This window comes from Saccharopolyspora spinosa NRRL 18395 (assembly GCF_000194155.1).
In the GTDB taxonomy this organism is placed as follows: Bacteria; Actinomycetota; Actinomycetes; order Mycobacteriales; family Pseudonocardiaceae; genus Saccharopolyspora; species Saccharopolyspora spinosa.
This window is the reverse complement of sequence record NZ_GL877882.1, coordinates 135,296-160,136: the sequence shown is the minus strand read 5'-3', so window position 1 is coordinate 160,136 and position 24,841 is coordinate 135,296. Positions and strand designations below refer to the sequence as shown.

Annotated in this window: 20 protein-coding genes and 1 pseudogene; 12 read left to right on the top strand and 9 right to left on the bottom strand. The window is 69.9% G+C overall.

Annotated features, from left to right (window positions below; all coding sequences use genetic code 11):
• Positions 1–67 precede the first annotated feature (67 nt).
• The gene (locus SSPN_RS0136315) at positions 68–637 is read left to right on the top strand and encodes a sigma-70 family RNA polymerase sigma factor (RefSeq protein WP_010314742.1); all 570 of its coding nucleotides are present in this window, start codon (positions 68–70) and stop codon (positions 635–637) included.
• 64 nt (positions 638–701) lie between these two features.
• Positions 702–1,442: a zf-HC2 domain-containing protein gene (locus tag SSPN_RS47570; RefSeq protein ID WP_010314741.1), complete on the top strand. Its 741-nt coding sequence runs from the start codon at positions 702–704 to the stop codon at positions 1,440–1,442.
• Between the two features lie 161 nt (positions 1,443–1,603).
• Here the strand turns inward: SSPN_RS47570 and SSPN_RS47565 are convergent.
• Both SSPN_RS47565 and SSPN_RS47560 read right to left on the bottom strand, forming a co-directional pair.
• Positions 1,604–3,816 (bottom strand): annotated as a pseudogene (locus SSPN_RS47565) (heavy metal translocating P-type ATPase).
• 168 nt (positions 3,817–3,984) lie between these two features.
• Positions 3,985–5,433 (bottom strand): bifunctional copper resistance protein CopD/cytochrome c oxidase assembly protein, encoded by a 1,449-nt coding sequence (locus SSPN_RS47560; protein WP_010314739.1) that lies wholly within the window; start codon positions 5,431–5,433, stop codon positions 3,985–3,987.
• Positions 5,434–5,498: 65 nt separating this feature from the next.
• Between SSPN_RS47560 and SSPN_RS61030 the strand changes: the two genes are divergently transcribed.
• Complete coding sequence (locus SSPN_RS61030) at positions 5,499–5,756, top strand: hypothetical protein (protein WP_049887728.1); 258 nt, start codon at positions 5,499–5,501, stop codon at positions 5,754–5,756.
• Positions 5,757–6,669: 913 nt separating this feature from the next.
• On the opposite strand, the gene SSPN_RS0136290 is transcribed toward SSPN_RS61030, so the two are convergent.
• From SSPN_RS0136290 to SSPN_RS0136275, 4 genes are read right to left on the bottom strand one after another with little or no spacing between them, the layout of a single operon-like run.
• Positions 6,670–7,101, bottom strand: a complete 432-nt coding sequence (locus SSPN_RS0136290; RefSeq protein WP_010314735.1) for a zf-HC2 domain-containing protein — start codon at positions 7,099–7,101, stop codon at positions 6,670–6,672.
• A 59-nt stretch (positions 7,102–7,160) separates the two neighbouring features.
• Positions 7,161–7,931 carry an ABC transporter ATP-binding protein gene (locus SSPN_RS0136285; protein ID WP_010314733.1) on the bottom strand — a complete coding sequence of 257 codons (771 nt, stop codon included), beginning with the start codon at positions 7,929–7,931 and terminating at the stop codon, positions 7,161–7,163.
• Positions 7,928–9,001 (bottom strand): FecCD family ABC transporter permease, encoded by a 1,074-nt coding sequence (locus tag SSPN_RS0136280; RefSeq protein WP_010314731.1) that lies wholly within the window; start codon positions 8,999–9,001, stop codon positions 7,928–7,930. The genes SSPN_RS0136285 and SSPN_RS0136280 overlap by 4 nt, the downstream gene beginning before the upstream one ends.
• Positions 8,998–10,005, bottom strand: a complete 1,008-nt coding sequence (locus SSPN_RS0136275) for an ABC transporter substrate-binding protein (RefSeq protein ID WP_237710932.1) — start codon at positions 10,003–10,005, stop codon at positions 8,998–9,000. The genes SSPN_RS0136280 and SSPN_RS0136275 overlap by 4 nt, the downstream gene beginning before the upstream one ends.
• Before the next feature lie 190 nt (positions 10,006–10,195).
• Here SSPN_RS0136275 and SSPN_RS0136270 point away from each other — a divergent pair, with 190 nt between their 5' ends.
• The 5 genes from SSPN_RS0136270 to SSPN_RS62340 all read left to right on the top strand — a co-directional run bounded on the left by SSPN_RS0136270 (position 10,196) and on the right by SSPN_RS62340 (position 16,037).
• The gene (locus SSPN_RS0136270; RefSeq protein ID WP_044576756.1) at positions 10,196–11,542 is read left to right on the top strand and encodes an MFS transporter; all 1,347 of its coding nucleotides are present in this window, start codon (positions 10,196–10,198) and stop codon (positions 11,540–11,542) included.
• Positions 11,543–11,686: 144 nt separating this feature from the next.
• Positions 11,687–13,504, top strand: coding sequence for an asparagine synthase (glutamine-hydrolyzing) (gene asnB / locus SSPN_RS0136265; protein ID WP_010314724.1), 1,818 nt, complete (start codon positions 11,687–11,689; stop codon positions 13,502–13,504).
• Between the two features lie 19 nt (positions 13,505–13,523).
• Complete coding sequence (locus SSPN_RS0136260; RefSeq protein WP_010314722.1) at positions 13,524–14,744, top strand: cytochrome P450 family protein; 1,221 nt, start codon at positions 13,524–13,526, stop codon at positions 14,742–14,744.
• A gap of 70 nt (positions 14,745–14,814) precedes the next feature.
• Complete coding sequence (locus SSPN_RS0136255; protein WP_010314720.1) at positions 14,815–15,726, top strand: L-tyrosine/L-tryptophan isonitrile synthase family protein; 912 nt, start codon at positions 14,815–14,817, stop codon at positions 15,724–15,726.
• A complete protein-coding gene (locus SSPN_RS62340; RefSeq protein ID WP_337466399.1) occupies positions 15,612–16,037 on the top strand; it encodes a transposase in 426 nt (141 codons plus the stop codon). The genes SSPN_RS0136255 and SSPN_RS62340 overlap by 115 nt, the downstream gene beginning before the upstream one ends.
• Before the next feature lie 48 nt (positions 16,038–16,085).
• Here SSPN_RS62340 and SSPN_RS0136245 read toward each other — a convergent pair whose 3' ends face one another.
• The 3 genes from SSPN_RS0136245 to SSPN_RS57300 all read right to left on the bottom strand — a co-directional run bounded on the left by SSPN_RS0136245 (position 16,086) and on the right by SSPN_RS57300 (position 17,859).
• Entirely contained in the window at positions 16,086–17,099 is a 1,014-nt protein-coding gene (locus SSPN_RS0136245) for a methyltransferase (RefSeq protein ID WP_049887727.1), read from the bottom strand.
• Positions 17,096–17,335 carry a hypothetical protein gene (locus SSPN_RS0136240; protein WP_148272104.1) on the bottom strand — a complete coding sequence of 80 codons (240 nt, stop codon included), beginning with the start codon at positions 17,333–17,335 and terminating at the stop codon, positions 17,096–17,098. The genes SSPN_RS0136245 and SSPN_RS0136240 overlap by 4 nt, the downstream gene beginning before the upstream one ends.
• Positions 17,336–17,694: 359 nt before the next feature.
• Positions 17,695–17,859 (bottom strand): hypothetical protein, encoded by a 165-nt coding sequence (locus SSPN_RS57300; RefSeq protein WP_010314711.1) that lies wholly within the window; start codon positions 17,857–17,859, stop codon positions 17,695–17,697.
• A gap of 583 nt (positions 17,860–18,442) precedes the next feature.
• Between SSPN_RS57300 and SSPN_RS47555 the strand changes: the two genes are divergently transcribed.
• From SSPN_RS47555 to SSPN_RS0136210, 4 genes are all read left to right on the top strand, one after another.
• Positions 18,443–19,912, top strand: coding sequence for an aspartate aminotransferase family protein (locus SSPN_RS47555; protein WP_202798993.1), 1,470 nt, complete (start codon positions 18,443–18,445; stop codon positions 19,910–19,912).
• A gap of 404 nt (positions 19,913–20,316) precedes the next feature.
• Positions 20,317–20,988, top strand: coding sequence for a GntR family transcriptional regulator (locus SSPN_RS0136220; RefSeq protein ID WP_010314705.1), 672 nt, complete (start codon positions 20,317–20,319; stop codon positions 20,986–20,988).
• A 135-nt stretch (positions 20,989–21,123) separates the two neighbouring features.
• Positions 21,124–23,199, top strand: a complete 2,076-nt coding sequence (locus SSPN_RS0136215; RefSeq protein WP_010314703.1) for a hydantoinase/oxoprolinase family protein — start codon at positions 21,124–21,126, stop codon at positions 23,197–23,199.
• Positions 23,196–24,839 carry a hydantoinase B/oxoprolinase family protein gene (locus SSPN_RS0136210; protein ID WP_010314702.1) on the top strand — a complete coding sequence of 548 codons (1,644 nt, stop codon included), beginning with the start codon at positions 23,196–23,198 and terminating at the stop codon, positions 24,837–24,839. Before SSPN_RS0136215 ends, SSPN_RS0136210 begins: the two co-directional genes overlap by 4 nt.
• Positions 24,840–24,841: the final 2 nt, after the last annotated feature.

The following is a 24,841-nucleotide window of genomic DNA, read 5'->3' as shown; positions in this document are numbered from 1 at the left end:
GTGTCGAGCGCCACAAGGAGGGAGCGGTGACCCGTCCGCAGTCTGGGAGCGACTAGCCTGCTCGGCTATGAGTCACTCCGCGGCCGAGGACGCCCGGCTGACCGAGCTCGCGCTGGCAGCCGGGTCGGGTGATCGTCGCTCGCTGGAGCAGTTCATCCGGGAGACCCAGCGGGACGTGTGGCGTTACATCGCGCACCTCACCGACGTTCGCAAGGCCGACGACCTCACGCAGGAAACGTATCTGAGAGCGATCAAGAGCATCCGCCGCTTCGCCGCTCGCTCCTCAGCGAGGGCCTGGCTGTTGTCGATCGCCCGCCGGGCCGTCGTGGACCAGATCCGGGCCGAATGCGCCCGGCCCAAGGTCGCGGATTCGGTGGACTGGAACACCGCCGCCGACCTGAGACAAGCAGGAAACCAGAGCCCCGGTTTCGAAGACCTCGTCGAGCTGAACATGCTGTTGGACGGCCTCGACACCCACCAACGGGAAGCGCTGTTGCTCACCCAAGTCCTTGGGCTCACCTACGAGGAAACTGCCGAGATATGCGGATGTGCGATCGGCACCGTGCGCTCCCGGGTCGCGCGCGGCCGGGATGCCCTGCTGGACCGTCACGCACAGTCCTCGGAAGGTACCGGCTGAGTCACCTGTAAAGCGGTTGCGACCCCGCGGGAACTCGATCTCGAGGTGGCGCGACTCTATAGACGTGGACTGTTACCCGTACCGCGAAGCGCTGTCGGCCCGACTGGACGGCGAGCCGTCGCCCATACCGGACGAGCAGGTCGAGCGGCACCTCGACGAATGCGAGGCGTGCCGGGCCTGGCACCAGCGGGCGGCAGAGTTGTCCCGGGCGATCCGGGTCCGAGCTGTCGCACCGACACCCGACCTGACGGAGTCGGTGCTCGCGGCCGCAGCGCCCCTGCCGGATCGGCTGTTTCCGCGCTGGCCGCGGATCCTGCTCGCGTTCGTCGGGATGTGCCAACTCGTGCTGGGCACGGTGCAGGTGCTGGGGCTGGATCACGGCGGCCACCTGCACGGCATGGACGGGATGATGAGCGGGCACCTGTTCAACGAAAGCACGTCGTGGAACCTGGCGCTGGGCCTCGGGTTCGTCTGGACCGCGGTGCGGGTGCGCGCAGTCGCCGGTCTGCTGCCTGTCCTCGCCGCCTTCCTCGTGGTGCTGACCGGGTTCAGCGTGGTCGACCTGGTCAACGGCGACGTCACGGTGAGCCGTCTGGCCTCGCACATCCTGCTGGTGCTGGGACTCGTGCTGCTGCTCTTGATCCGTCGCGACCAGCGGCGGTCGCGGCCCCGCCCGGCCGGCCTGCGGCCGGTGAACGACGATCTGGCGGCAACCGACGACCACGTCGCCGACGAACTCGGCCCCACCCGCACCGAAGACGGCGGACGCCGACTCGGCCCCACCGGCTACCGACGCGCCAGCTGACGCGACTCAGACGATCTTATGGTGCACCACGGGATATCGAGGTCGATGTCGTCAAACGCGCTACTTCCAAGGGATTTCACGAGTTGCCCGCCGCGATCGTCGTCCAGGCGTTGCCGACAACGCCTTTTTCGCGGTCACCACGTCAGACTTCTTCCTCGCCGTCAGTCGTGCCTCTCCTCGCCACCGGAACCGTCGAAGGACCGCAGCCGCAGGCTGTTCGAAACCACCAGCACCGAGGACAGCGACATAGCCGCGCCCGCGATGAGGGGGTTGAGCAGGCCGAAGGCCGCGAGCGGCAGTGCTGCCACGTTGTAACCGAAGGCCCATGCCAAGTTACCGCGGATGATCCGCAGCGTCCGGTCCGCGAGGCGGATCGCGTCGGGAACGACGCGTAGGTCGTCCCGCACCAGCACCAGGTCGGCCGAGCGCAGCGCGATATCGCTGCCGTGGGCCATGACCATGCCGAGGTCGGCGGTGGCCAGGGCGGGACCGTCGTTGATCCCGTCCCCCACCATCGCGACCCGGGCTCCGGTGGCTTGCAGCGCTTCGATCTCGCGGGCCTTGTCCGCGGGCAGTACCTCGGCGCGGACGTCGTCGACACCGATCTCGGCGGCGACCGTACGGGCCGCGACCTCGTGGTCGCCGGTGAGCAGCACGGTCCGCAATCCCTGTGCACGCAGTGCGGCCACGGCCGCCGCGGCGGAGGGCTTGACCACGTCGCGGACCTCGAGCAGCCCCGCGGCCTCACCGTCGACCGCGACGAGCACTGGCACGGCTCCGGCGGCGTGGGTTTCGTCGACGAGATCGTCGAACTCCGGGACCATGATCCCGCGTTCACCGAACAGGCGGGGGCTGCCGACCAGGACGGCGTAACCGTCCACAGTGGCTTCCGCGCCGAGCCCGGGCAACGCGGTGAACGCCGAGATCTCCGGCAGTTCGGGCAGTTCCGCGCGCGCGGCCGTCACCACGGCGGCGGCGATCGCGTGCTCGGAACCTGATTCCGCGGCGCCGGCGAACCAGAGCAGGTCCCTGCGGCTACGGCCGGGCGCCGGGTGGCAGCCGGTGACGGTCATCCGGCCGGTGGTCACCGTGCCCGTCTTGTCGAGCACGACGGTGTCCACCCGGCGGCTCGCCTCCAGCGCGTCCGGGCCCTTGATCAGGATGCCCAGCTGCGCCCCGCGGCCGACCCCGGCCATCAACGCGGTCGGGGTAGCCAGGCCGAGCGCGCACGGGCAGGCAATGATCAGCACTGACACGGCGGCGGTGAAGGCGTCCCTGACCGGGTTCCCGGTGAGCAGCCACCCGCCCAGGGTGAGCAGCGCCAGCACCAGCACGACCGGTACGAACACCGCGCAGATCCGGTCGACCAGCCGCTGCACCGAGGCCTTTCGGGCCTGGGCCTGCTCGGCGAGCGCGGTCATCTGGGCGAGCTGGGTGTGGGTGCCGACCGCGTTGGCGCGCACCACCAGCCGGCCCTCGCGGTTCACGGAAGCACCGATCACGCGGTCGCCCGGAACGACCTCGGCGGGCACCGGCTCGCCGGTGACCGCGCTGACGTCCACAGTAGACCTGCCACTTTCGACGACGCCGTCGGCGGCGAAGGCTTCGCCGGGCTTGACGACGAAAAGGGCGTCGACCGTCAGCTCGCCCGCCGGCACCATCCGCTCAACGCCGTCGAGAAGGACGCGCACCTCCTTCGCGGCGAGCGCGTCCAGGGCGGCCAGCAGCCCGGCGGCGTTGCGCCGGGACCGGCTCTCGAAGTATAGATCGCGTCGGCACCGGCCGCGGTCGGCCCGAACCCGACCCAGTAGCCCGGCTCGTGGCCGCCGAACAGCGTCGCCCAGGCCGACCAGGCGAAGGACGCCAGTACGCCGAGCGATACGAGGGTGTCCATGCTGGACGACCGGTGGCGCAGGTTCCGCAGCGTCGCCCGGTGGAACGGCAGCGCCGCCCAGAACACCACCGGCACCGCGAGGGCGAGGCACACCAGCTGCCAGGCCGGGAAGCGCAGCGACGGCACCAGGGCGAGGGTGATCGAGAGATCACACAGCGGCACGGCCAGCACGGCGGCGACGATCAGCCGGCGGCGCAGGTCGCGCACCCGGGTCAGGGTGAGGTCTTCGTCGTCGTCCTCGCCACGGACGCGGGCGCCGTAGCCGGCCTTGCGGATGCGCTCAACGAGGACCTCGTCACCGAGCTCGGCGGGGACCTGCACGGTCGCGCGCTCGGTCGCGTAGTTGACTGACGCGCGGACGCCGTCGAGCTTGTTGAGGGTGCGTTCGACGCGCGCCGAACAGGCGGCGCAGGTCATTCCGGTCACGGCCAGGTCGACCGTGCGGACCTCCCCGGTGGCCGGGGCAGCAGCGATTGTCATGCGATTTCTCCGTGGGTGAACCGGGTGGCTGAGCTGGTGGCGGGCCGGGCGGTCACCGAAGTCGCGATCAAGAGATTACTTTCCCCTGGAACTTCTCCGGTTCACGGGCCGACTCCTGGACCGGTGGTGGACCGGAATGCACCGGAGGAGGGAGGCCTGAGCGACTCGTCATCCGCGTCGTGACCCCAGTTCGGCGAGCATCGCGTTGTACGCCTCGATCTCGCTGTCGCCGTGGCGATCGGCCCGCCGGGCCGTTCGCTCGTCGTCGCGAGCCCACTGCACGAGCAGGGCCACGACCATGACGACCATCGGGATCTCCCCGCTGGCCCAGGCGATGCCGCCGCCGAGCCGCTGGTCGGCGAGCAGGTCGCCGGCCCACGGCAGCGCGAGGTAGTGGTAGTAGGTGTAGGCGATCACCGTCTGCTTGCTCATCAGGATCACGCCGAAGAAGGCGTGGAACGGCATCACCGCGAAGAGCATGCCCAGCCGCGCCAGGTGCGGCAGCTGCCGCGGCGTCCGGTCGGCACCGACCACGACCCAGGCGAACAGGTAGCCCGTCACCAGGAAGTGGACCTTCATCAGCTGGTGCGCCCAGTGGTAGAGCATCGCCTGGCCGAAGAGGCCCGAGAAGTACAGCGCGTAGAACGACCCGGCGAACAGGATGGCCGCCACCGCGGGGTGGGCGAAGAACCGCGTCACGGGGGCGTGCAGCAGTGACGCGACCCACTCACGGGCACCCGGGACGTCGCCGGGCGCACCCGCCGGCAGCGCGCGGAGAGCGAGCGTGACCGGGCCGCCCAGCACCAGCAGGACCGGGGCGAACATGTTGAGCGCCATGTGCGTGACCATGTGCAGGCTGAACGTCCCCGGCGAGTACACGCCGAGCCCCGACGACGTGACGACCACGACGATCACCCAGCCGCCGAGCCAGGCCACCACCCGCCCCGGCGGCCACTGGTCACCGCGGCGCCGCAACCGCCGGGCCCCGAACAGGTACGCCGTGACGGCGATCAGGGCGAGCGGGGCGAACAGCAGGTCCGGACGCCAGTCCCCAACCAGCCGGGCAAACGATTGCGGAGCGTCGAGGCTGTAGCCGAGCAGGATCTCATGCACGGTGGCCGGGTGATTGACGAACGCGGGCGGGACCAGCACGGTCAGCGCCGCCGAGCCACCGGTGCCCAGGGCCAGCAGCACCAACTCCGCCACGACGAGCCGCACACCGCAGCGGCGGCGGCGCCACGCGGCGATGCCGAACCCGGCGGCGAACAGCAGCGCCGTCTCGACCGCGAGGACGAGCCCGTATCGGCTGACCAGCCCGTCCGGCCGGGTCAACACGAACCCGGCCACCGCGCCCGACAGGGCGGTCACCACGAAACACGTGAGCGACAGCCGGTGGTAACGGCGCAGGATGAGTTCCTCGACCGCAGGACCGCGCCGCAGCCGGGCCAGCAGCGACACCAGCGCACCGAGCCACGCGCTCGCGGCGGGCACGTGCCAGAACATCGCGTTGGTCGCCAGATCGTGCCCGGCACCCACCGAGACGCGCCCCACGGACACCAGCGGCAGCAGCCCTACCCCTGCGGCCACCGCCGCCGCGACGGCCGTGCGCCAGGCCATCGCCGGGCACGCCAGCCGCGACCGCCACGCACAGCCAGGCCTTGGGTTCCTCGGTCGCGTTCAGGATGGGCAGGAACACCTCGGGCCGCAGCACGCGCGAGACGGGCAGGCCCGAGGCGGCCGCCGCCGAGAACGGCACGGCGACGAGCGCGGCGGCCAACCAGCAGGCCGCGCAGCCCGCGGCGAACCGGCTCGCCGCGTACGCCTCCGCCGACAGGGCACCAGTCCGGCGACCGGGCGCGACGAACGTGGCGAACACGAGGCCGCCGAAACAGCCGGCCGCGGCCGCGTCGGCCACGAACCGGACGACGGCGAACCCGTAGGTGGTCAGCGCCCCCGGGTCGGAGTTGCCCAAGGGCGCGTAAACGTCGCCCGCGGTCGCGACGACGAGCAGTAGCAGGGCGAGCCCGGCCACCACCGCCGACACGACCACGGCGCGGAACCGGGGCGTCTTCACCTCCCAGGTGTCGGACCGAGCCCGGCCCGGGTTCCGGAGTGTGAGACACCGCACATCGGATGTCCACTTCGGACTGTTGCCTCAGGTCATGGTCAGCAGCATCTGGGCCATGCCGAGTGCCATCATCCCGTTCGCGCCGCCCCGAGGCTGCGCAGCGCCGACCGCGCCCACGCGCGTCGGAGATCGCCCGGGCCAGGAAGACCAGGCCGGCCAAGGTTAAGAAGACCACGAGCACGACGGCGACGGTCGCCACGTCGACAGGCGCAGCACAGCCGGACGCGGAGGCATGGACATCCCGGGCATCCCCGGCATCTCCATCGTGCCGCCGTGGCCCGGCATGCCGCCTGCGGTGGCCGGGCTCGTCCTCATGAAACCGGCACCGTGGACCGCAGGGTTCCGGCGGTGGGAAAACCTGCCCGATCGGCGCTACGGGGTTGCCTGGCACCGGCAGCGCCGCGTGCGATCAGCTCGCCCGCCGGCGGGCGAGCCGCGCCCGAAGTCCACTGTGGATAATTCGTCTGCGGAGGCGTCGGTGTGCAGCTTCGCGTTCTGCCGGTGGACCTGCGAACAGATCGAGGTCGTCGGCGGGCGAGTTCACGACGCTGACCTGCTGGACCACCTGCGGCTGCTTGCCATCCGGCCACCTCGCCTTCACGTCGGCCGACAGCCGCGCGTCTCCTGCTCGGACCGCCGACCGCGCTCACCACCTACCGGCGGCCGTGCAGAACACCGCGGCCAGCTCGATCCGGGCGCCGCCGAGCGCGGCCGGGGCTCTCCGCTCACGCCACAGAGGCGTGGCACTGGCAGGGGGCGCCGTCCTGGCAGCCGCACCCGCAGCCGGCGGCGCACCCGCAGCTCGCCGTGCCGACGCCCCAGACGACCACGTGGTCCGGTACGCAGCACGGCCGGCGCGCCGTGCAATGTTGTCCGTCGTCCGGCCGGGGCTGTTCCCACAACGCGACGACGCTCGCGCCGACGAGGGATCGCCCGGCCACCTGCGCGTCGAAGACGGCCAGGAGGCCGGGGACGAAGTCACGGGACGGCACGGCGGGGCGGACCCGCAGCCACCGGGTGACCGCGGCCATCCCCTCGGCCGCGACCCGGCAGGCCGGGCAGCTCGCGAGGTGTCTCCCGGCGGCGGCCTCCTCACCGGGAGCGGCCTGCCCGTCGGCCAGGGCCGAGAGCGCCTCTCGACAACGCTGACAGTCCATATCGGATAAGTCGGCCGGAGCGGCCGGTCGGTTCCCGGAGGCGCTCGCCGAATCCTGAGTCAGCCGCGCATTTCGCGAAGCAGCACGCGCGGCCGCCCGTCGACCGGGTCGGCGACCACACTGCCGTCCACTTCGAACACATCGCGGAAGACGGCGGGGGTCAGCACCTCGCCGGGCGGCCCCGCCGCGGCGATCGTGCCCGCCTTTAGGGCGACGATCATCGTGGCGTGCCGGGCCGCGAGGTCCAATGTGTGCAACGCGGCCACGACCGTGACACCGAGCGACGCCACCAGGCTCAGCGCGGAGATTTGGTGCGCCGGGTCAAGATGGTTGGTCGGCTCGTCCAGCACCAGCAGCTCCGGTTGCTGGGCCAGCGCCCTGGCCAGCAGCACGCGCTGCCGCTCACCACCAGACAATGTGGACAGTGGCCGGTCCGCGAACACCGTGGCCCCGGTGCGTTCCAGCGCGTCCGCCACGACCGCCTCGTCGGCCGCGGTGAGCCGGTCGAACGCGCCGAGGTGCGGGTACCGGCCGAGCCGCACCGCTTCGCGCGCGGTGAAGTCGTAACCGCCGGCCTGGTCCTGGCCGAGCACCCCTACCCGCCGCGCGACGTCACGATGCCGGGCCATCCACGCGTCCTCGTCCCCGAACAACACCGCCCCCGCGCGAGGCCGCAGCGCGCGGTAGACGGTCTTGAGCAAAGTGGACTTCCCGCTGCCGTTGGGCCCGACCACGGCGACGAACTCGCCCGGCGCGATCGTCAAGGTCACGTCGTGGACCGCGGGAACTTCGGCGTAACCGGCGGAGACGCCGTCGAAGACCAGTTTCACGACAGGCCCACCGTTCCCGCCGCGCTGCGGCGCAGGATCACCAGGAAGAGCGGGACGCCGATGGCGGCAGTGAGGATGCCGATCGGCAGCTCCGTCGGGGCCAGCACCAGCCGCGCGGCGGTGTCGGACCAGACGATCACGAGCGCGCCGAGCAGCACCGTGACCGGCAGCGCGTGGCGGTGGTCGGCGCCGACGAGCAGCCGGGTCAGGTTGGGCACGATCAGCCCGATGAACCCGATGCTGCCCGAGACCGCGACGACGGTCCCGGTCAGCAACGCGACGACGACGAGCAGCACGGCGCGGGCGCGGGCGGCGTCGAGCCCGAGCGCGGCGGCACCGTCGTCGCCGAGCACCAGCAGGTTCAGCCGGCCGGCACCGCCCGCCGAGGCGATCACCAGGACGAGCACGACGGCCGCGCAGGTCAGCGTCAGCGGCCACTGCGCACCGGCGAGGCTGCCGAGGATCCAGAACAGGATCTGCTGCTGCGCATCAACGTCCTTGGTGCGCAGCAGCAGGAACGAGATGACCCCGGCGAGCAGCTGGCCGACCGCGATGCCGGTCATCACCATCCGGCCGGCCTGGATCCGGCCTGCGGTGCGCGAGAACCCGAACACAACCAGCGCGGTGACCACCGCGCCGCCGAACGCGGCCAGCGGCAGGGTGAGCAGCCCGGCGACGCCAGCACCGAGCGTGGTCAGCACGAGCACGGCACCTACGCCCGCCCCCGAGGTGAGCCCGAGGATGAAGGGCTCCCCCAGGGGGTTCCGGACCATCGCCTGAGTCAGCAGCCCGGCGACGGCCAGCCCGGCGCCGACGAAGACGCCCTGCAGGACCCGCGGCACGCGCAGATCCCACACGATGAAGTCGAACGGCCCGGCCGCGCCGCGCCCGGCGAGGTGGGCACCCACGATGGACGTCACCTCGCCGGGCGAGATGGACACCGGCCCGAGGCCCACGGCGACCAGGGCCGAAAGCACCAGCGCCGCGGCGAGGACGACCAGCACCACCTCGATCGGAATCCCACCGAGCAGGCCACTTCCCCGGGGCGAGTGTTCCCGACGCACTGTCACTTGTGGAGTGCTTCGGCGATCTTCGCGACGGCGTCGCCGTTGAGCACGCTCGGCGAGAGCAGGATGCTCTGAGGCACCACGACGAACCTGTTCTCCTTCACGGCCGTCGTGCCGGCCAGGACCGGGCTGCTGCGGATGGAATTCAGCAGGTCGTCGTCGCTGCCCGGCGAGAAGCCGGAGATCACGACGATCGCCTGCGGGTCGCGCTTGACGACCTCTTCGGCGCTCAGACTGGCGAAGTCCTGCATGGCGTCCTCGGCGATGTTCTTTCCACCGGCCAGGGTGATGACGCCGTTAGCCAGCCCGGTGCCGCCCTGGGCCATCACCGGCTGCCCGGCGGCAGGCGGGGTCGACAGGGCCAGCACCCACACCGGCGTGCCCGAGGTGCTCTTGACCTTGTCGATCGACGCGGTGATCTGGGCGACCAGCTCGGCACCGCGCTGCTCGACGCCGAAGACCTTCGCGGCCTGCTGGACGAACGTGGTCGTCGCGGACAGGTCCTTCACCACGGTGCCCTTGGCGATGTCGCACGCGACGAGCGACTTGGCGCCGGCCTTGGCCAGCTGGTCGACCGTCGGGGTGCCGTCGAACCCGCCGAAGCTGTAGCTGGAGATGCCGACCACGAGGTCGGGCTTCGCCGCGATCACGGCCTCCGCGTTGCCCTGGCCCGGGTCGAGCACCTTGATCTTCGCCAGCTTCGCCGCTTCGTCGCCGGTGAAGGCATTGAAGAAGTCCGGCGCGGCCGTTCCGACGATCCGGTCGGCGACACCCAGGCGTTCGAGGATCGCGGCGGCGCCACCGTCCATCGTGACCACACGCTGCGGCGGCGCGGACAGCTGCGGGAGTTCGGGGCAGGCCGGGTCCTGCGGGTGCCCACTCATTTCCAAGGAGCTGGGCAGGGCCGACGAAGGCACCGCGGCGGGCGAGGTCGGGTCGGCGCTGCCGCAGGCCGACAGTCCGAAAAGGACGGCGGCGGCCGCCACTGTCCAGCGCAGTGCTCTCACCGGGTTCTCCCTCGGGCGGTTGTAGACGTTTCCAAGAGCAGTTGTCGCACGGACGGGTGACTTGGTTCCCCGCGATCTCCAGAAAGCCGGTGAATCACCTCACAGGGGTAGGTCCGGAACTCACACGATCGAGTGACCGACTTCTGGGTTCGAGCCCGGGATTCCGGGCCGCCCTGGGAGGACTTCCGTCATGCCGTCACGCTCGCACCCACCCGATGAGGACTGCTGGCCATTGGTCGCGGTCGCCGGGCTCGTGTCCTTCGTCGCCATGCTCGACATGAACATCGTCAACGTCGGGCTGGCCGACATCTCCCGCACCTTCGCGATCTCGCCGGGTGCCGCGCAGTGGGCCGCGCTCGCCTACCAGCTGCCGGTGGTCGCCCTGCTGATCCCGGCCGGGCGCTGGCTCGACCAGGTCGGGCTGCGCCCCGCGCTGCTGGCCGCGCTGACCGGATTCACGGTCTTCAGCCTGGCCTCCGCGTTGTCACCGTGGCCGGCCTGGCTGTTCGCTTCCCGCGTGGCACAAGGGATCTTCGGCGCCGGGCTGTTCGTGCTCATGCCCGTCGTCGCCGCCAGGGCCGTACGCCCCGAGACCCGTGGCCGGGCGATGAGCGTGCCCGCGACACTGGGCCCGCTGGGAGCCATCGTGGGCCCGGCCGTCGGCGGCCTGCTGCTGGACGCATTCGGCTGGCGGACGATCTTCCTCGTCAAGATCCCGTTCTGCGTCCTGGCGTTTCTGCTGGCGAAGCAGTACGCGCCGGGCGGCGGGACGCTGCGGGCACCGGAGCGGCGAGCACTGGCCGACGGCGGCCTAGCCGCAATCGCCCTGACGTCGGTGCTGCTGGCCCTGACCTTCGGCGGAGACGACCGACGCTGGCTGTTCCTGCTCGCCGTCGCGGTCGTGCCGTTCATCCTGTGGCTGCGGGGACCGGGCGCCGAACCGGTGCGCGACCTGCTGCGAGACCCGGGCCCGGGCCGGGTCACCCTCGCGGTGCTGGCGCTGGCCGCCGCGTTCGGCGCGATGAACTACCTCGTCTCCCTGCACCTGCAACGCACCGATGGGATCAGCGCCGCCGCGACCGGGCTGACCTTGCTGGTCTTCTCCGCGGCGATGGCGGTGCTGGGGCCGGTCGGCGGCAAACTGGCCGACCGGTGGGGCGCCCGCCGTACCGCCGTCACCGGCGCGGCCCTTACAGCGGCGGGGCTGCTCCTGCTGCTCCCGCTCGGCACGGCCTGGCACCCCGCGGACGTCGCCTGGCGGCTGGCGATCGCCGGAGCCGGGATGGGTCTCTACGGCGGCCCGGCCCAGCTCCTTGTGCTCACCTCGGCCGCCCCGGAACGGATGAACACCGCCGGCGCGGTCGTCCAGCTCGGCCGCAGCCTCGGCTTCGCGCTCGGCCCGGCCTTGGCCACGACGGCCTGGGCGCTGAGCGGCTACGGCCCGAACGTCCTGGCCGGGCTCGTCCTCGCCGCCGTGGCCGCCTGCGCGGCCGTTGTCCTGCTCGCGCTCCGCCCGGCCGTACCGGTCCACTCCTGAAAGTGATCAACTCTCCCGGCCCACCGGCAGGGCACGCTCTTTCGTCAGGACTCACACGTCCAGGAACCAAGAGTGCTCACCTGCCGGCGGCTACCAGACCCGAGTCTGCCGGACGGCCGACTCATGACTCATTAGGAACCACCCATGTGCGGAATCACCGGATGGGCGTCCTACCACCGGGACGCCACCGCGCTCGCGCCCGTGCTGGAAGAGATGACCGCGACCCTGGTCCCGCGCGGCCCCGACGCGGCGGGCACCTGGCTCGCCGAGCACGCCGCGCTCGGGCACCGGCGGCTGTCCGTGCTCGACCTCGAAGGCGGCGTCCAACCGATGACTGCGGGGGACGTGGTCCTGAGCTACAGCGGCGAGGTCTATAACCACCACGAACTGCGGGTCGAGCTGCGCCGCCGCGGGCACGAGTTCCGCACCCGCAGCGACACCGAGGTCGTGCTGCGCGCCTACCAGGAGTGGGGCACCGAACTGGCCACGCGGCTGCACGGCATGTTCGCCTTCGCGGTCTGGGACGGGCCCCGGCAGCGGCTCGTGCTGGTGCGCGACCGGCTCGGCGTGAAACCGCTGTTCTGGGCGAAGGTCGCCGGCGGGCTCGCCTTCGCCTCCGAGCCGAAGGCGCTGTTCGCGCACCCCGAACTGGCCCCGCGAGTGGACGCCGACGGCCTACGCGAGGCCTACAGCCTGCTGTTCTCCACCGGCGCCACGCTCTGGCAGGGCGTCCGGGAGGTCGAACCCGGCGGCATCGTCGTGCTGGACCGCAGCGGCATCACCGAAACCCGCTACTGGCAGCTGGAAGCGCAACCGCACACCGACGACCGGGACGCCACGATCGAGCGCGTCCGCGAGCTCGTCGACCACGCGGCCCGCACCCAGGTCGAAGCCGACGTCCCGCTGTGCAGCCTGCTTTCGGGCGGGCTCGACTCCAGCGTCGTGACCGCGCTAATCGCCGACGAGCTGCGCGCCGGTGGCGAACGGCTGCGGTCCTACGCCGTCGACTACAGCGACCAGGCCGAGCAGTTCACCGGCGACGTCCTGCGCACCGGCCACGACACGCCGTTCGCCGCCAAAGCCGGCGCCTTCATCGGCACCGACCACTCGACGGTCGTGCTCGACCCGATGGCGCTGCTGGACCCCGCCAACCGCGCGGCCGTCGTCGTCGCCCGCGACTCGCCCATCGGCGTCGGCGACATGGACACCTCGCTGTACCTGCTCTTCGGCGAGATCCGGAAGCACTCGACGGTGGCGCTGTCCGGCGAAGCGGCGGACGAGGTCTTCGGCGGTTACCCGTGGTTCCACAACCCGAAAGCGCTTGCCGCGCCGACGTTCCCGTGGCTGCTGGTAACCGGCGACGAAGCCGCTGTCCCGCTACACCCGGACGTCGCGGCGAGATTGGATGTCGCCGCGTTCCGCGACGACACCTACCGCGACGCCCTCGCCGCCGTCCCGCACCTAGACGGCGAAACTCCGGAAGAACACCGGCAGCGCGAGATGCAGCACCTGTCCCTGACCCGCTGGCTGCGGCAACTGCTGCACCGCAAGGACCGGCTCAGCATGGCTCAGGGGCTGGAGGTCCGCGTCCCCTACTGCGACCACCGCCTGGTCGAATACGCGTTCAACGCACCGTGGGCGCTCCAGAGCTTCGACGGCCGCGAGAAGAGCCTCCTGCGTGCTGTCGGCACCGGGCTCATCCCCGAGTCCGTGCTCACCCGGCCGAAGAACCACTACCCGGCGACCCACCACCCCGAATACAACCGCGGCCTGCAGGCACTGGCCGCGGAAGCACTGTCCACACGGGACGGTCAAGTCCGGGACATCGTCGACGAGACACAGATCAAGCCGCTGCTGGACACCCCCGCCGACCGGCTCGAGTGGGGGCACCGGCTGCGCCTGGAGCGCGTAGTCGACCTCGCCCTCTGGCTCGACCACCACAATCCGGCCATCACGCTGTAAACCCGCAGGAAGAGAACCCATGCCGTTACCCGAAGAACCCGTCCCGCTGTACGGCCCCGAGTACAAACGCGACCCCTACCCGCTTTACACCGCGATGCGAGAAAAGTGCCCGGTGCACCGAGTCGCGTTCCCGAGCGGCGTCAACGCCTGGCTCGTCACCGGCTACGAGGCCGCGCACGCGACGCTCAACGACCGGCGGCTCGGCAAGAACCACTCGCTCGGCAACGACGGCTGGCGCGCGCTGGCGTCGATCATGCCCGAGCCCCAGCACTCCCAGCTGCAGGTCCACCTGCTGCACCAGGACCCGCCGAAGCACACGACCATGCGCAAGCTGGTCCTGGACGCCTTCGCACCGCGCCGGGTCGAGGGCATGCGCCCGCGGTTTCAGGAGATCGCCGACGCCCTGGTCGCCGAGTTTCCCGCGAGCGGCCCGCTCGACCTCGTCGAGCTGTTCGCCGCGAAGTTCCCGTTCCTGGTGCTGGCCGAGACGATCGGCCTGCCGCGCGCGCTCGCTGGGGAGTTCCGCCGCGAGTGGGGCAAGGTCGTCGCCCCGGTCGGACCGAAGGACCCTCGGCGCCCGGAGTACGAGCACCTCCTGCACGAGCTGCAGACCTACATCGCCGACGTCGTCGCGGACAAGCGCGAAACCGGCGGCGACGACCTGCTTGCCGGTCTCGTCACCGCGCACGCGAAGGGCCTCCTGAGCAGGGAAGAGCTGGACTCGATGATCTTCCAGCTCCTGGTCGCCGGGCAGGAGCCGGTCACCAACCAGATCACCACCGCGCTGATCGCGCTGCTGCGCCACCCCGCGCAGCTCGCGCGCCTGAGCGCCGATCCCGGGCTGCTACCCCAGGCCGTCGAAGAACTCCTCCGCTACGACAGCGCCTTCGAGCTGACCACCTGGCGGTTCCTCGCCGAAGACGCCGACCTGCACGGCCGCCGCGTCCCGGCCGGCGACTCGATCATCGTCTCTCTCTGCGCCGCCAACCGGGATCCCGAGCGGTTCCCGGACGCCGACCGGCTCGACTTTGACCGCAGCCCCAACCCACACCTCGCGTTCGGGCACGGCATCCACTTCTGCCCCGGCGCCGCACTCGCCCGCGCCGAGCTGCAGATCGCCGTCGGCACGCTACTCGACCGGCTGCCCGGGTTCCGGCTCGCGATCCCGGAGGAGGACCTGAACTGGGTCCCCGCGGTCCTCGGCCGCGGCGTGAGCGGCCTCCCCGTCACCACCGACTGACCCCCGCCCCCAGGCAGGCGCCGCGGACCGCCGCGGCGCCATGCCGTCGTCCCCACCTGGAGTCCCCCGCATGCTCACCACCACGACCACCCAGCTAACGGCCGAGATCCTCGCGCTCCTGCTGCGCCACCGCCGCGGCACCGACGACGCACCCCCGTCGGCGTTCACCCTGCAGCTCGACCGGCTCCGCGCGTTCGTCGAAGCGGACGAGCCAATCGTGTTCACCCTGCCCGGCTTCCCATGCAAGTCCCCGAACCCCGCCAAGGTACTCGGCAGGCTGCCCGACGCCGGGGAACGTCTCGCGCTGCGGTTCCTCGACGCACTATGCACCCGGATCGCTGAGGTGCACGCGCCCGGCGCGCGGATCCTGATCTGCTCCGACGGCCACGTCTTCGGCGACCTCATCGGCGTCCCCGACGACCACATCGACGCCTACGCCGCCGAGCTGCGCGCGCTCATCGCAGCCGAGAAACTGGACTCGTTCGGCACGTTCGACCTGCGCGACGTCCTCGGCGACGCCTCCTGCGACGACAAGCGGAGCCGGCTTGAAGCCGAGTACGCCCCCACCCTCGACCAGGTGCGCGCCGAAGTTCGCCGCGATGAACAGGCGCTGCGGCTCTACCGCGGGATCACCCGGTTCCTCTTCGAAGACACCGCGGACTTCGAAGGCAGCCGCTCGGCGTTGCAGCGCCGCTGCCGGGAGCGCGCCTACGGCGTCGTCCGGCGCAGCACCGCTTGGGGCCGCGGCGTCGAGCGCCACCACCCCGACGCCGTCCGGCTCTCCATCCACCCCCAGCCGGCCGGATCACCGAAGTTCGGGATCCGCCTGCTCGACGCGCCCGACATCTGGACGACACCCTGGCACTCCTGCGTCGTCCGGCACCCGGACGGCCGTACCGAGCTACTGCCGCGGGCTCGCGCGGAGCCGCTCGGCACCGTGATCCAGCGGGACGGCCGCCCCGACCACGTGCTGGCCCGCTGAGCTACGACCGGGACCGTCGCAGCCACACTGCGCCGTCAAGCAAGTATGCCAAGCAGTTCCGTAGGGATGCGGTGGTTGAGCTTGTTCGTTCCTCTGATCGTCCGTTGCGGGAGGCCCTTCGCCAGTTGGGTGTCAACCATGAGACTCTGCGTAGCTGCGTGCGAGCCGCCGATCACGCGGAGACCGGCCCAGCGGATGAGTTGGCGACCGGCGAGCGGGCGGAGTTGCGGGAGCTGCGTAAGCGGGTAGCGGAGCCGGAGAAGGAGATTCTCAGTAAGGCAACCACCTATTTCGCCTTAGTGCAGGAGTGACCGGGTCCGGTGGGCTCCGAACGAACTTTCATTGCTGTGCATCATGATTCATCCCTTCCGCGCGTTGATGACCACCGCTCCTGTGGGCAGCGGGGCGATGGAGTCGACCATGAGCCCCGCCGCGTCGAGCAACCCGACGAGTTCTGCGATGGTGCGTTCCCTACCGCCGTCGAACAGCGACAGCATGTAGAGGTCCATCAGCGCGGCGGTCCGCGCGTCCGGCCCGGACTCCCCGCGGCGCGCGTGGGCGAACTCGACTACCAGAAGGCGGGAGCCCGGCGCCATCACACGCCGACCGCCGCGCAGCAGGGCGGCGCAGCGTTCGTCCTCCCAGTCGTGCAGGACGTGCCGCAGCAGGTAGATCTCCGCACCCTCGGGCCACGGACCGAAGAAGTCACCAATGCGGGCCTCGCAGCGGTGGGCCATGTCGGCGGCCTCGAACCGCCGCCGCGCCGCCGCGACCGCATCCTGCCGGTCCACCAGCACACCCCGCAAGCCGGGCGCGGCGGAAAGCACCCCGGCCAGCAGCGCACCGTCGCCCCCGCCGACATCCACCACCGTGCCGTCGGCGAGGTCCACGGCCCGCAGGATGTCCGGGAGTTCGGCCCGCAAACCCGATTCCTGCGAACGGTCGAACATCGTGCGCAGTCCCGGTTTGAGCTCCAGGTAGCCGAAAAAGCTGGTGCCGAAGGCCCGCTCGAACCCTGGTCGTCCACTTCGGACGGTCTCGAGTAACTGGTCCCATGCCTGCCCCACCTCCCCAGTCGCCAGCAGCGCGGTGGGCAGCGCGGAACCCGGGGCGTCGGACCGCAGTGCGTGACCCAGCACAGCGAGTCCGAAGTGGTCCGGCTCCGGCTCCACAAGGACCTCGAAGGCCGCCAGCGCCCGCAGCAGCCTGCGCAGCGGTTCCGGCCGGGCGCCCACTCGCTCGGCGAGGACGTCCAGCGACTTGACCACGTCGCCCAGCTCGTCGGCCACGCCCAGCACGGCGAAAGCCTGCAAGGCGCGGGACAGCAGTTGCCCGTACAGCAACTCCCGCACCTGCCGCGCCGGGTCGCTCACCACATCACCAGCCGTTCGCGCGGATCTTCGAGGATGAAGCCGTCGTGGCGAGGCGCGCCGGCGGCTTCCACGGACAGCCCCAACCCGGAAAACCGTTCAGCAGGCTTCCACGGACAGCCCCAACCCGGAAAACCGTTCAGCAGGCTGGGGATCACCACCGCCGCCTGCAACCTGGCGAGTGCGGCTCCCGCGCAGTAGCACGCGCCGGTACCGAACGACAGGTTCTGGTAGGGCAACCGGGTGACCACGAAGTACTACGGGTCGGCGAAACGGCCCTCGCCCCAGCTCGCCGACCAGTCCCCCAAAAAGCACCGTTTCCCCTTGGCCATCGGCGTTCCACCGGTCTCGACGCCCTCGGCGGGGTGAAGCGGCACCCCGAAACCCGGCGTCCGATGGAGCGAAATCGCAGAACCTCTTCCACCGTCAAGGTAACCGCCGACGGATCCAACCGCAGCAGGTCGAGCTGCTGCGGCACGCGAAAGAGCGCCAGCATGCCCTTGCCCAGCACGTGCACCACCGTCTCATCGCCGGTAAGCAGCACCGCGCACACGGTGGCCACCTGCTCGGCGAAGCTCGTGCGCTGCCCATCGATGTCCTACCCCGTCGCCAGGGAGCTGATGAAATCCTCCCCCGGACCGATCCGCCTGGCTTCCACCAGGCCCAGCCCGGCACCACCACAGGCAGTCGACGAGCCCGCGGCGACGAACCGCACCATGCCCGCACCGATACCGGCCGCCCGGCCGAAGGCACCATCGTCCACGTCTGTAACCAAGCCCGCATCTAGAGGTGAGGGGCACCCTTGAGCGGCTATGCCACCCAAGGGTGCCCCTCACCTACCTGATCCTCTGCCTCCACAGCGGAACCGGCTGCCACCACGGTGGCATACTCTCGCCCACCACCAATGCCTGGTCTTCGTCCGCGAAAATGGCGAAACCGTCCACTGGCAACCGTCTTCCGCACCCTCATGCCTTCCCTCCAACACCACAACGAAGAACGCGAGCGCCATGTGTCGGGCAACTGCTGCGCCCGGGCACCTTTCGCCCAAGGCGAGCGCCGACCCAGTCCAGCGATCCGTCCTCAACACACGAAGACGCGACCACCTGGATAGCAACAGATTCTCGCCTTACGCCATCAGATCGCGGTGCTTGAGCGGCAACTCGGCAAGAGTGGCGGGAGGTCTTGGGCGGTGGCGTCGTCGACGATCGTCATCAACGGACGTTAACTCGCCCGCCGAGGTGGGTACCCGTGCCGGAGACGACACGCCCGCGCGTCGTGTGGGGGACAACGCCAGCGGGACCGAGGTGCGTGTACCAAACAACGGCGCGCTTACCCCGGAGGTCATCGTGTCCATCGCAGAACAGCTGATTCCCGCACACCCGGAACTGCTCAGCGTCGACGAAGCGACACAGCTCGGTCAGGACACGATCGCCGAGATCTACCGGCAGCACATCAGCCCAGGCCAGTGGACGGCATTCGGGCTGCTGGGATTCGACCGGATCACCATCGACCACGCCGAGAACATGCACTACGTCGACCGTTCCGGCCGCCGCATTCTCGACTTCTTCGGCGGCTTCGGCACGATGGCACTCGGGCACAACCATCCGCGCCTGTTGGACGTCCGCAGGCGCTTCCAGGAACAGCAACGCCACGAACTCGGGCTGACCCTGCCGTCGCAGTACGTCGCCGCCCTATCCCGGAACCTGGCCACACTGGCACCGGAGGGCCTGGACCGCGTAATGCTCTACTGCACCGGTTCGGAAGCGGTAGAAGCAGCGCTCAAGCTCGCCGAACGGGCACAAGGCCCACGCCGCGCCAAGATCGCCTACGCACACAACTCCTTCCACGGCAAAACAATCGGCGCCTTGTCCGTCACCGACTCGCAGTTCTACCGGGGACATTTCGAAGTCCTGCCACACCGCCACGCCGTTCCCTTCGGCGACACCCCAGCACTGGAAGACCAGCTACGCCGCGACCCCGGCATCGGCGTGCTGATCCTGGAAACCGTACAGGGCGGCGCCGGAGTCGTACTGCCCCCACCCGGCTACCTAAAACAAGTACGACAGTTGTGCGATCGCTACGGGGTGCTGTGGATCGCCGACGAAGTGCAGTGCGGCGTCGGCAGAACAGGCCGGTTCTTCGCCTTCGAACACGCCGGGGTCACCCCCGACATCGTCACACTGGCCAAAGCCCTCGGAGGCGGCAAGACAGCGATCTCAGCCGTACTCGCCGGCCACGAGATCCACGACCGCGCCTACAGCGGCGCCCGCAACGCACTCGTACACGGACCCGCGACCTTCAGCGGCATGGGCGAAGCCTGCTGCACAGCGATCGAAACGCTACACATCCTGCACGACGAGAACCTCCTGACCAACGCCGCTGAGCAGGGCAAGCACCTACTCAACGGGTTGCGCTGGCTGCACCGCCGCCACCCAAAACTGATCCGCGACGTCCGGGGCAGCGGGCTGATGGCCGCCATCGAGTTCGCCGACCTCAGCGGCTGCCTACCGGGCCTGACCGGACGCATGGCGGGGATGCTGGACCAGCCGCTACGGGGCAGCGTAGCCATGCTCGCCGGCAGTCAACTGCTCTCCGAGTTCGGCATCCTCGTCGCCTTCACCGATCACAACCGCAACGTCGTACGGCTGGAACCACCCCTGACCATCCGCCCACAGCACATCAACATGCTGGTCGAAGGCTTCGACGACCTGCTCTCACAAGGCCTGAAGGGCCTAGCCGCCCGATACCTCCGCCGCCAATACCGGACACAGACCACCCAGCCGCCCACCACCCGCCCCCGCGCCAACATCCCGTAGCCGCACAGAAACAGCGGACCAGCCCAAGAGATCGACGGCTCCAGAAAAAGCCACCGCATCGACCCCACCGATGAAATCGCCGGCGGCTTGCTTGCGTGAATACCTTTGTGCGGCAAAGACTTTGACCCGACTCACCCCGCCGGGGAAACTCAAGTTCCGGGCTACCGGGAAGTGCTTCCTCGGTTGACAGCGGCGTCGATTTTGCTCGCGAGCGTCGGTGCGCCATCGGCGGAGGTGATCCGCCCGCCGTCGGTGGAGCCGCAAGACGCGCCGGAAGTCGATGCCCAGAGCCTCACCACTGGTTGCCTACGGGTGATCACGTGTTGGATCCGGTGGAGTCGCACGTTAGCCCAAACTGTTGACAGTTTACAATCTGGTGCATGGCGCCGAAACCGACGATGTCGATGAGCAAGGTAGATGCGCTGCCGCTTCGCGAGCGAGTTGTCGCCGAGATCAGGGAAACCATCCTGACCGGTCAAGTGGAGCCCGGCGCAATCCTCCCGGAGACGGAGCTTGCCAATCAGCTCGGGGTCAGCCGCGGTCCAGTGCGGGACGCGTTGGCGACCCTGGAGCGCGAGGGGCTGGTCACCTCGAAGCCGAATCGTCGGGCCAGGGTGGTCGTTCTGGGGTTGCGCGATGTCGAGGAGATTTACAGCCTCCGCGGCTCGATGGAGACACTCGCCGCGCAGCGGGCGGCCACCAATGCCACCGACGCGGACCTGCAGAAGATGCGCAAGGTGCTCGCCAAGATGGATGCCGCGCTGGAGGGCCAGGACCTAGTCGAGCTCAGTCGCCTGGACGCGGCCTTCCACGACCACATCTACGAGGCGTCGAGACATGACCGGCTGTACCAGGCCTGGGCCGATTTGCGCTCCCAGGTGACGCTGTTTCTCATTTCGCGCAACACCAACGCGGTGACCTCGCGCGACATCGTCATCGGCGAGCACGAAGCGCTGCTGGAGGCACTCACCGCACGCGATGCCGATCTGCTGGTGCGCCTCACGGAGGAGCACCTTCGGGGTGCTTACGAGCGGCTGCGGGATGCCTTGATCATGTCGTCGCGGGCCAACGCGTGAGCTGGCTCGAAGCGGCGCATGGGGCAGTAGCCGTCTTTCAAAACTGTTAACACTTTCCGTCAAATTGTTGACAGTTTGCGGACGCCTCTGTGAGGGTGGGGAGTGTCAGGCGCCACAACCCACGGAGATGCCGCCATGAAACAGCAGCCCGGTTCGGGTGCTACTGGGGTCAACACGTTCAGCGCGCTCGGCCTACGGATCGCCGTCGACACCGGCGGGACGTTCACCGATATCGCGGTCTCACAGCCCGACGGCTCGGTGTTCGTCTGGAAAGTCTCGTCCTCGCCGAGCTCCCCGGACGCTGCGGTCGTTGATGGCGTGGTGGAGGCGCTGGCCGAACTGAGCGAAAGCCCTGAGCGGGTGGAGCGGTTCGTCCACGGCACGACGGTGGCCACGAACACCTTGATCACCCGGACCGGCAGTCGAGTTGGCCTGGTGACCACAGCGGGCTTCCGGGATCTGCTCGCCATCGGGTACCAGTCCCGACCGCACCTCTACGAGGCAACCTCACGGCGGCCCGCGCCGCTCGCCGCACCGGAGCTGACCTGGGAAGTGACCGAGCGCGTCGCCGCTGACGGCAGCGAACTCCGGGCAATCGACGACGCCGAGGTGCGGGCGCTGGTCGCTGAGATCGCGGCTGCCTCCGTGGACGTCGTAGTCGTGTCCTTGCTCAACGCTTACGCCAGTTCGACCCATGAGCGCCGGGTCGCAGACCTGCTGCGGGCGGCAGGGGTAGCCCCCTCGGTCATCGCGGCAACTGACGTCTCGGCCGAGATGCGCGAATTCGAGCGCACGAGCACCGCCGTGCTCAACGGATACGTCCAGCCGAAGGTCGGCTCCTATCTGGAGCGGCTGGAGAAGCGCCTCACCGACTTGGGTGTCCCGGCACGGTTGTGGGTCATGCAATCCAACGGCGGTTTGATCAGTGCGCGGACTGCGCGGGAGCAGAGCGTTCGCACCCTGCTGTCCGGGTTGGCCGGTGGGGTCATCGGGGCAGCGAGGTGGGCTGGGCTGCTCGGCCTGGACAAGGTGGTCAGCTTCGACATCGGCGGCACCAGCACTGACATCGCGTTGATCCGCGCCGGCCAGCCCGACGAGATGACCTCAGGGGAAATCGAGGGCTACCCGCTTCGCATGCCGGCGGTCGACGTGCACACCATCGGCGCCGGGGGCGGCTCGGTCGCCTGGCGCGACAGCGGTGGTGGGCTGCGGGTCGGCCCGCAGAGCGCTGGCGCCACCCCGGGCCCCATTTGCTACGGCCGCGGAGGCGAGGAGATCACCGTGACCGACGCGCACCTGCTGCTCGGTCGGCTCGGTGATTCGCTGCTCGGTGGCAGGCTGATGCTCGACCGGACCGCCGCCGAGGCGCGCATGCAAGACTTCGCCGGTGAGCTGGGTCTCGACGTCGACAAGGCCGCAGAAGGTGTCTTGCGCGTGATCACAGCGACGATGGCCCGCGGCGTGCGCAAGGTGAGCGTCGAGCGCGGAGTCGATCTCCGCGAGTGCACTCTGATGGCATTCGGCGGCGCCGGACCGCTGCACGCCTCTGACCTGGTGCGCGAGCTCGGCCTCCGGTCAGCCGTCATCCCACCGCACCCAGGCATTGCCTCCGCAATGGGCATGCTCGATGCCCCGGTCCGCAGCGACTTCGTTGCCGCGGTCCCCACCAACGACGCCACCGCCAGCGCCGAGATCGAGTCCGTGCTCGACGACCTGGCAGGCCGTGCCGAGCGATTCCTGGCCGAGGAGACCGGCGGAAACAGCACCGGATCGACCCTCGATCGGCTCGTCGACCTGCGCTACCTCGGCCAGAGCTACGAACTCACCGTCCCCTGGGCGCCGTCCCCTCAGCTCCTGCGGCAAGCATTCGACCGCACGCACCGGGAACGCTACGGCTTCGACGACCCGGACGCCCAACTGGAAATCGTCGCGGCACGGTGCACCGCCACCATCCCGGTGCCAGCATCGACCGAGGCCGCCGGCGACCGCCCACCCAAGATCCCCGCGCCGCTGGCCAAACGAGCGGTCCGCTTCGAAGGCGCCTGGCACGACACCCCCGTCTACCTGCGATCCGAACTCCCCGCCGGGATCCCGATCACCGGCCCCCTGATCGCAGAGCAACTCGATTCAACCGTCGTCATCGCCCCCGGCCAGGTTTGCCGGGTCGACGAGCACGGCTTCCTGCACCTCACTGCCGAGGACAACTCATGACGCGCACGGCCCCAGCCCCGAACCCAGCCGCACTCGACCCCGTCGACCTGGAGATCGCCCGCAACCGGCTCGAGTCCATCGCCGAGGAGGTGGGCACCACCCTCATCCGGACGTCGTACTCGCCCAACATCAAAGATCGGCGAGACTGCTCCGCAGGGATCTACCGGCCAAGCGGCGAACTCATCGCACAGGCCGAACACATCCCGCTGCACCTCGGGCTGATGCCGACGCTCGTGCGGCGCACGCTCGACGAGATCGGCCGCGAGAAGCTGCGGCCCGGTGACATTCTGCTCACCAACAACCCCTACCTCGGCGGCTCGCACCTGCCCGACACCTGCGTCATCACACCGGTGTTCGCCGCCGGGCGGCTCGTGGCCGTGATCGCGAACATGGCCCACCACGTGGACATCGGCGGTATCACTCCAGGCTCGATGGCCACTCATGCCACGGAAATCTTCCAAGAAGGTGTCCGAATTCCCCCGCTGCACCTCTACAACCAGGGCGAGCTCGCCAGCGATGTGCTCGCCCTCCTGCTCACCAACGTCCGCACGCCGGGCAAGACCCGGGGCGATTTGATGGCGCAGGTGTCGGCCAACATGATCGGGGTCCGGCGGATCCTCGAGATCGTCGAGGACTGGGGCTCCGAACGGCTGGACACCGCCTGCGAGGCGTTGGTCGACTACTCCGAGCGCCGGACGCGGGCGGCTCTCGGCGCGCTTCCTGACGGGGAAGGCCGGTTCACTGACTACCTGGAACACAACGGGGTCTGCGAACAGCGGATCCCGATTACCGCGCACATCATCAAGCGGGGTGACGAGATCACCGTCGATCTCAGAGACAGCGCCGACCAGGTCGCCGGTGCGACCAACTGCTCATCAGCAGTCGCCGAGGCATGCGTCGCCTATGTCGTCAAAGTCCTCGCCGACCCAACGCTGCCTTCCAACGCGGGGCTGATGCGCCCGATCACCGTGCTCACCCGTCCGGGTTCGGTGGTCTCGGCCCAATTCCCGGCCCCCGTCGCGAACGGCAACATCCAAACCTCCACGCGGACCGTCGACGCCCTGCTGGGGGCCTTCGACCGGCTCTCCCCGGGACTCGCTCCGGCCGCCTCCTGCGGCAGCCAGAACATCCTGACCATCGGCGGAACCGATCCGGCGAACGGCGAGCCCTACTCCTACGTCGAGACCTACGGCGGGGGCCAGGGGGCGACGAGCATCGAGCCCGGCGGGGACGCCGTGCACACGCACATGACCAACACCCGCAACACCCCTTGCGAAGTGATCGAGCGCGAGTATCCGCTCCGGGTCGAACGCTACGAAATCGCCTGCGGGACCGGCGGTGCGGGGCGCCACCGCGGCGGCGACGGCCTCATCCGCGAGCTGACCCTGACTCGGGGGAACGCGGTCGCGGTTATCGCGACGAGCCGGACCACGACTCGGCCGTGGGGCCTGCACGGCGGTGCGGACGGTTCCTCTTCGCGGTGCTGGAGAACCGACGACAGTGGCCGCCATGATCTGCCATCAATGGGCCAGATCGCGCTGACCGCGGGCCAAAGCCTTGCGATCCAAACGGCAGGCGGCGGGGGTTACGGGCCTGCCGTCTTGAATCTGGCCGCGAGTGACACTACCGAAAGCGAGTAGAA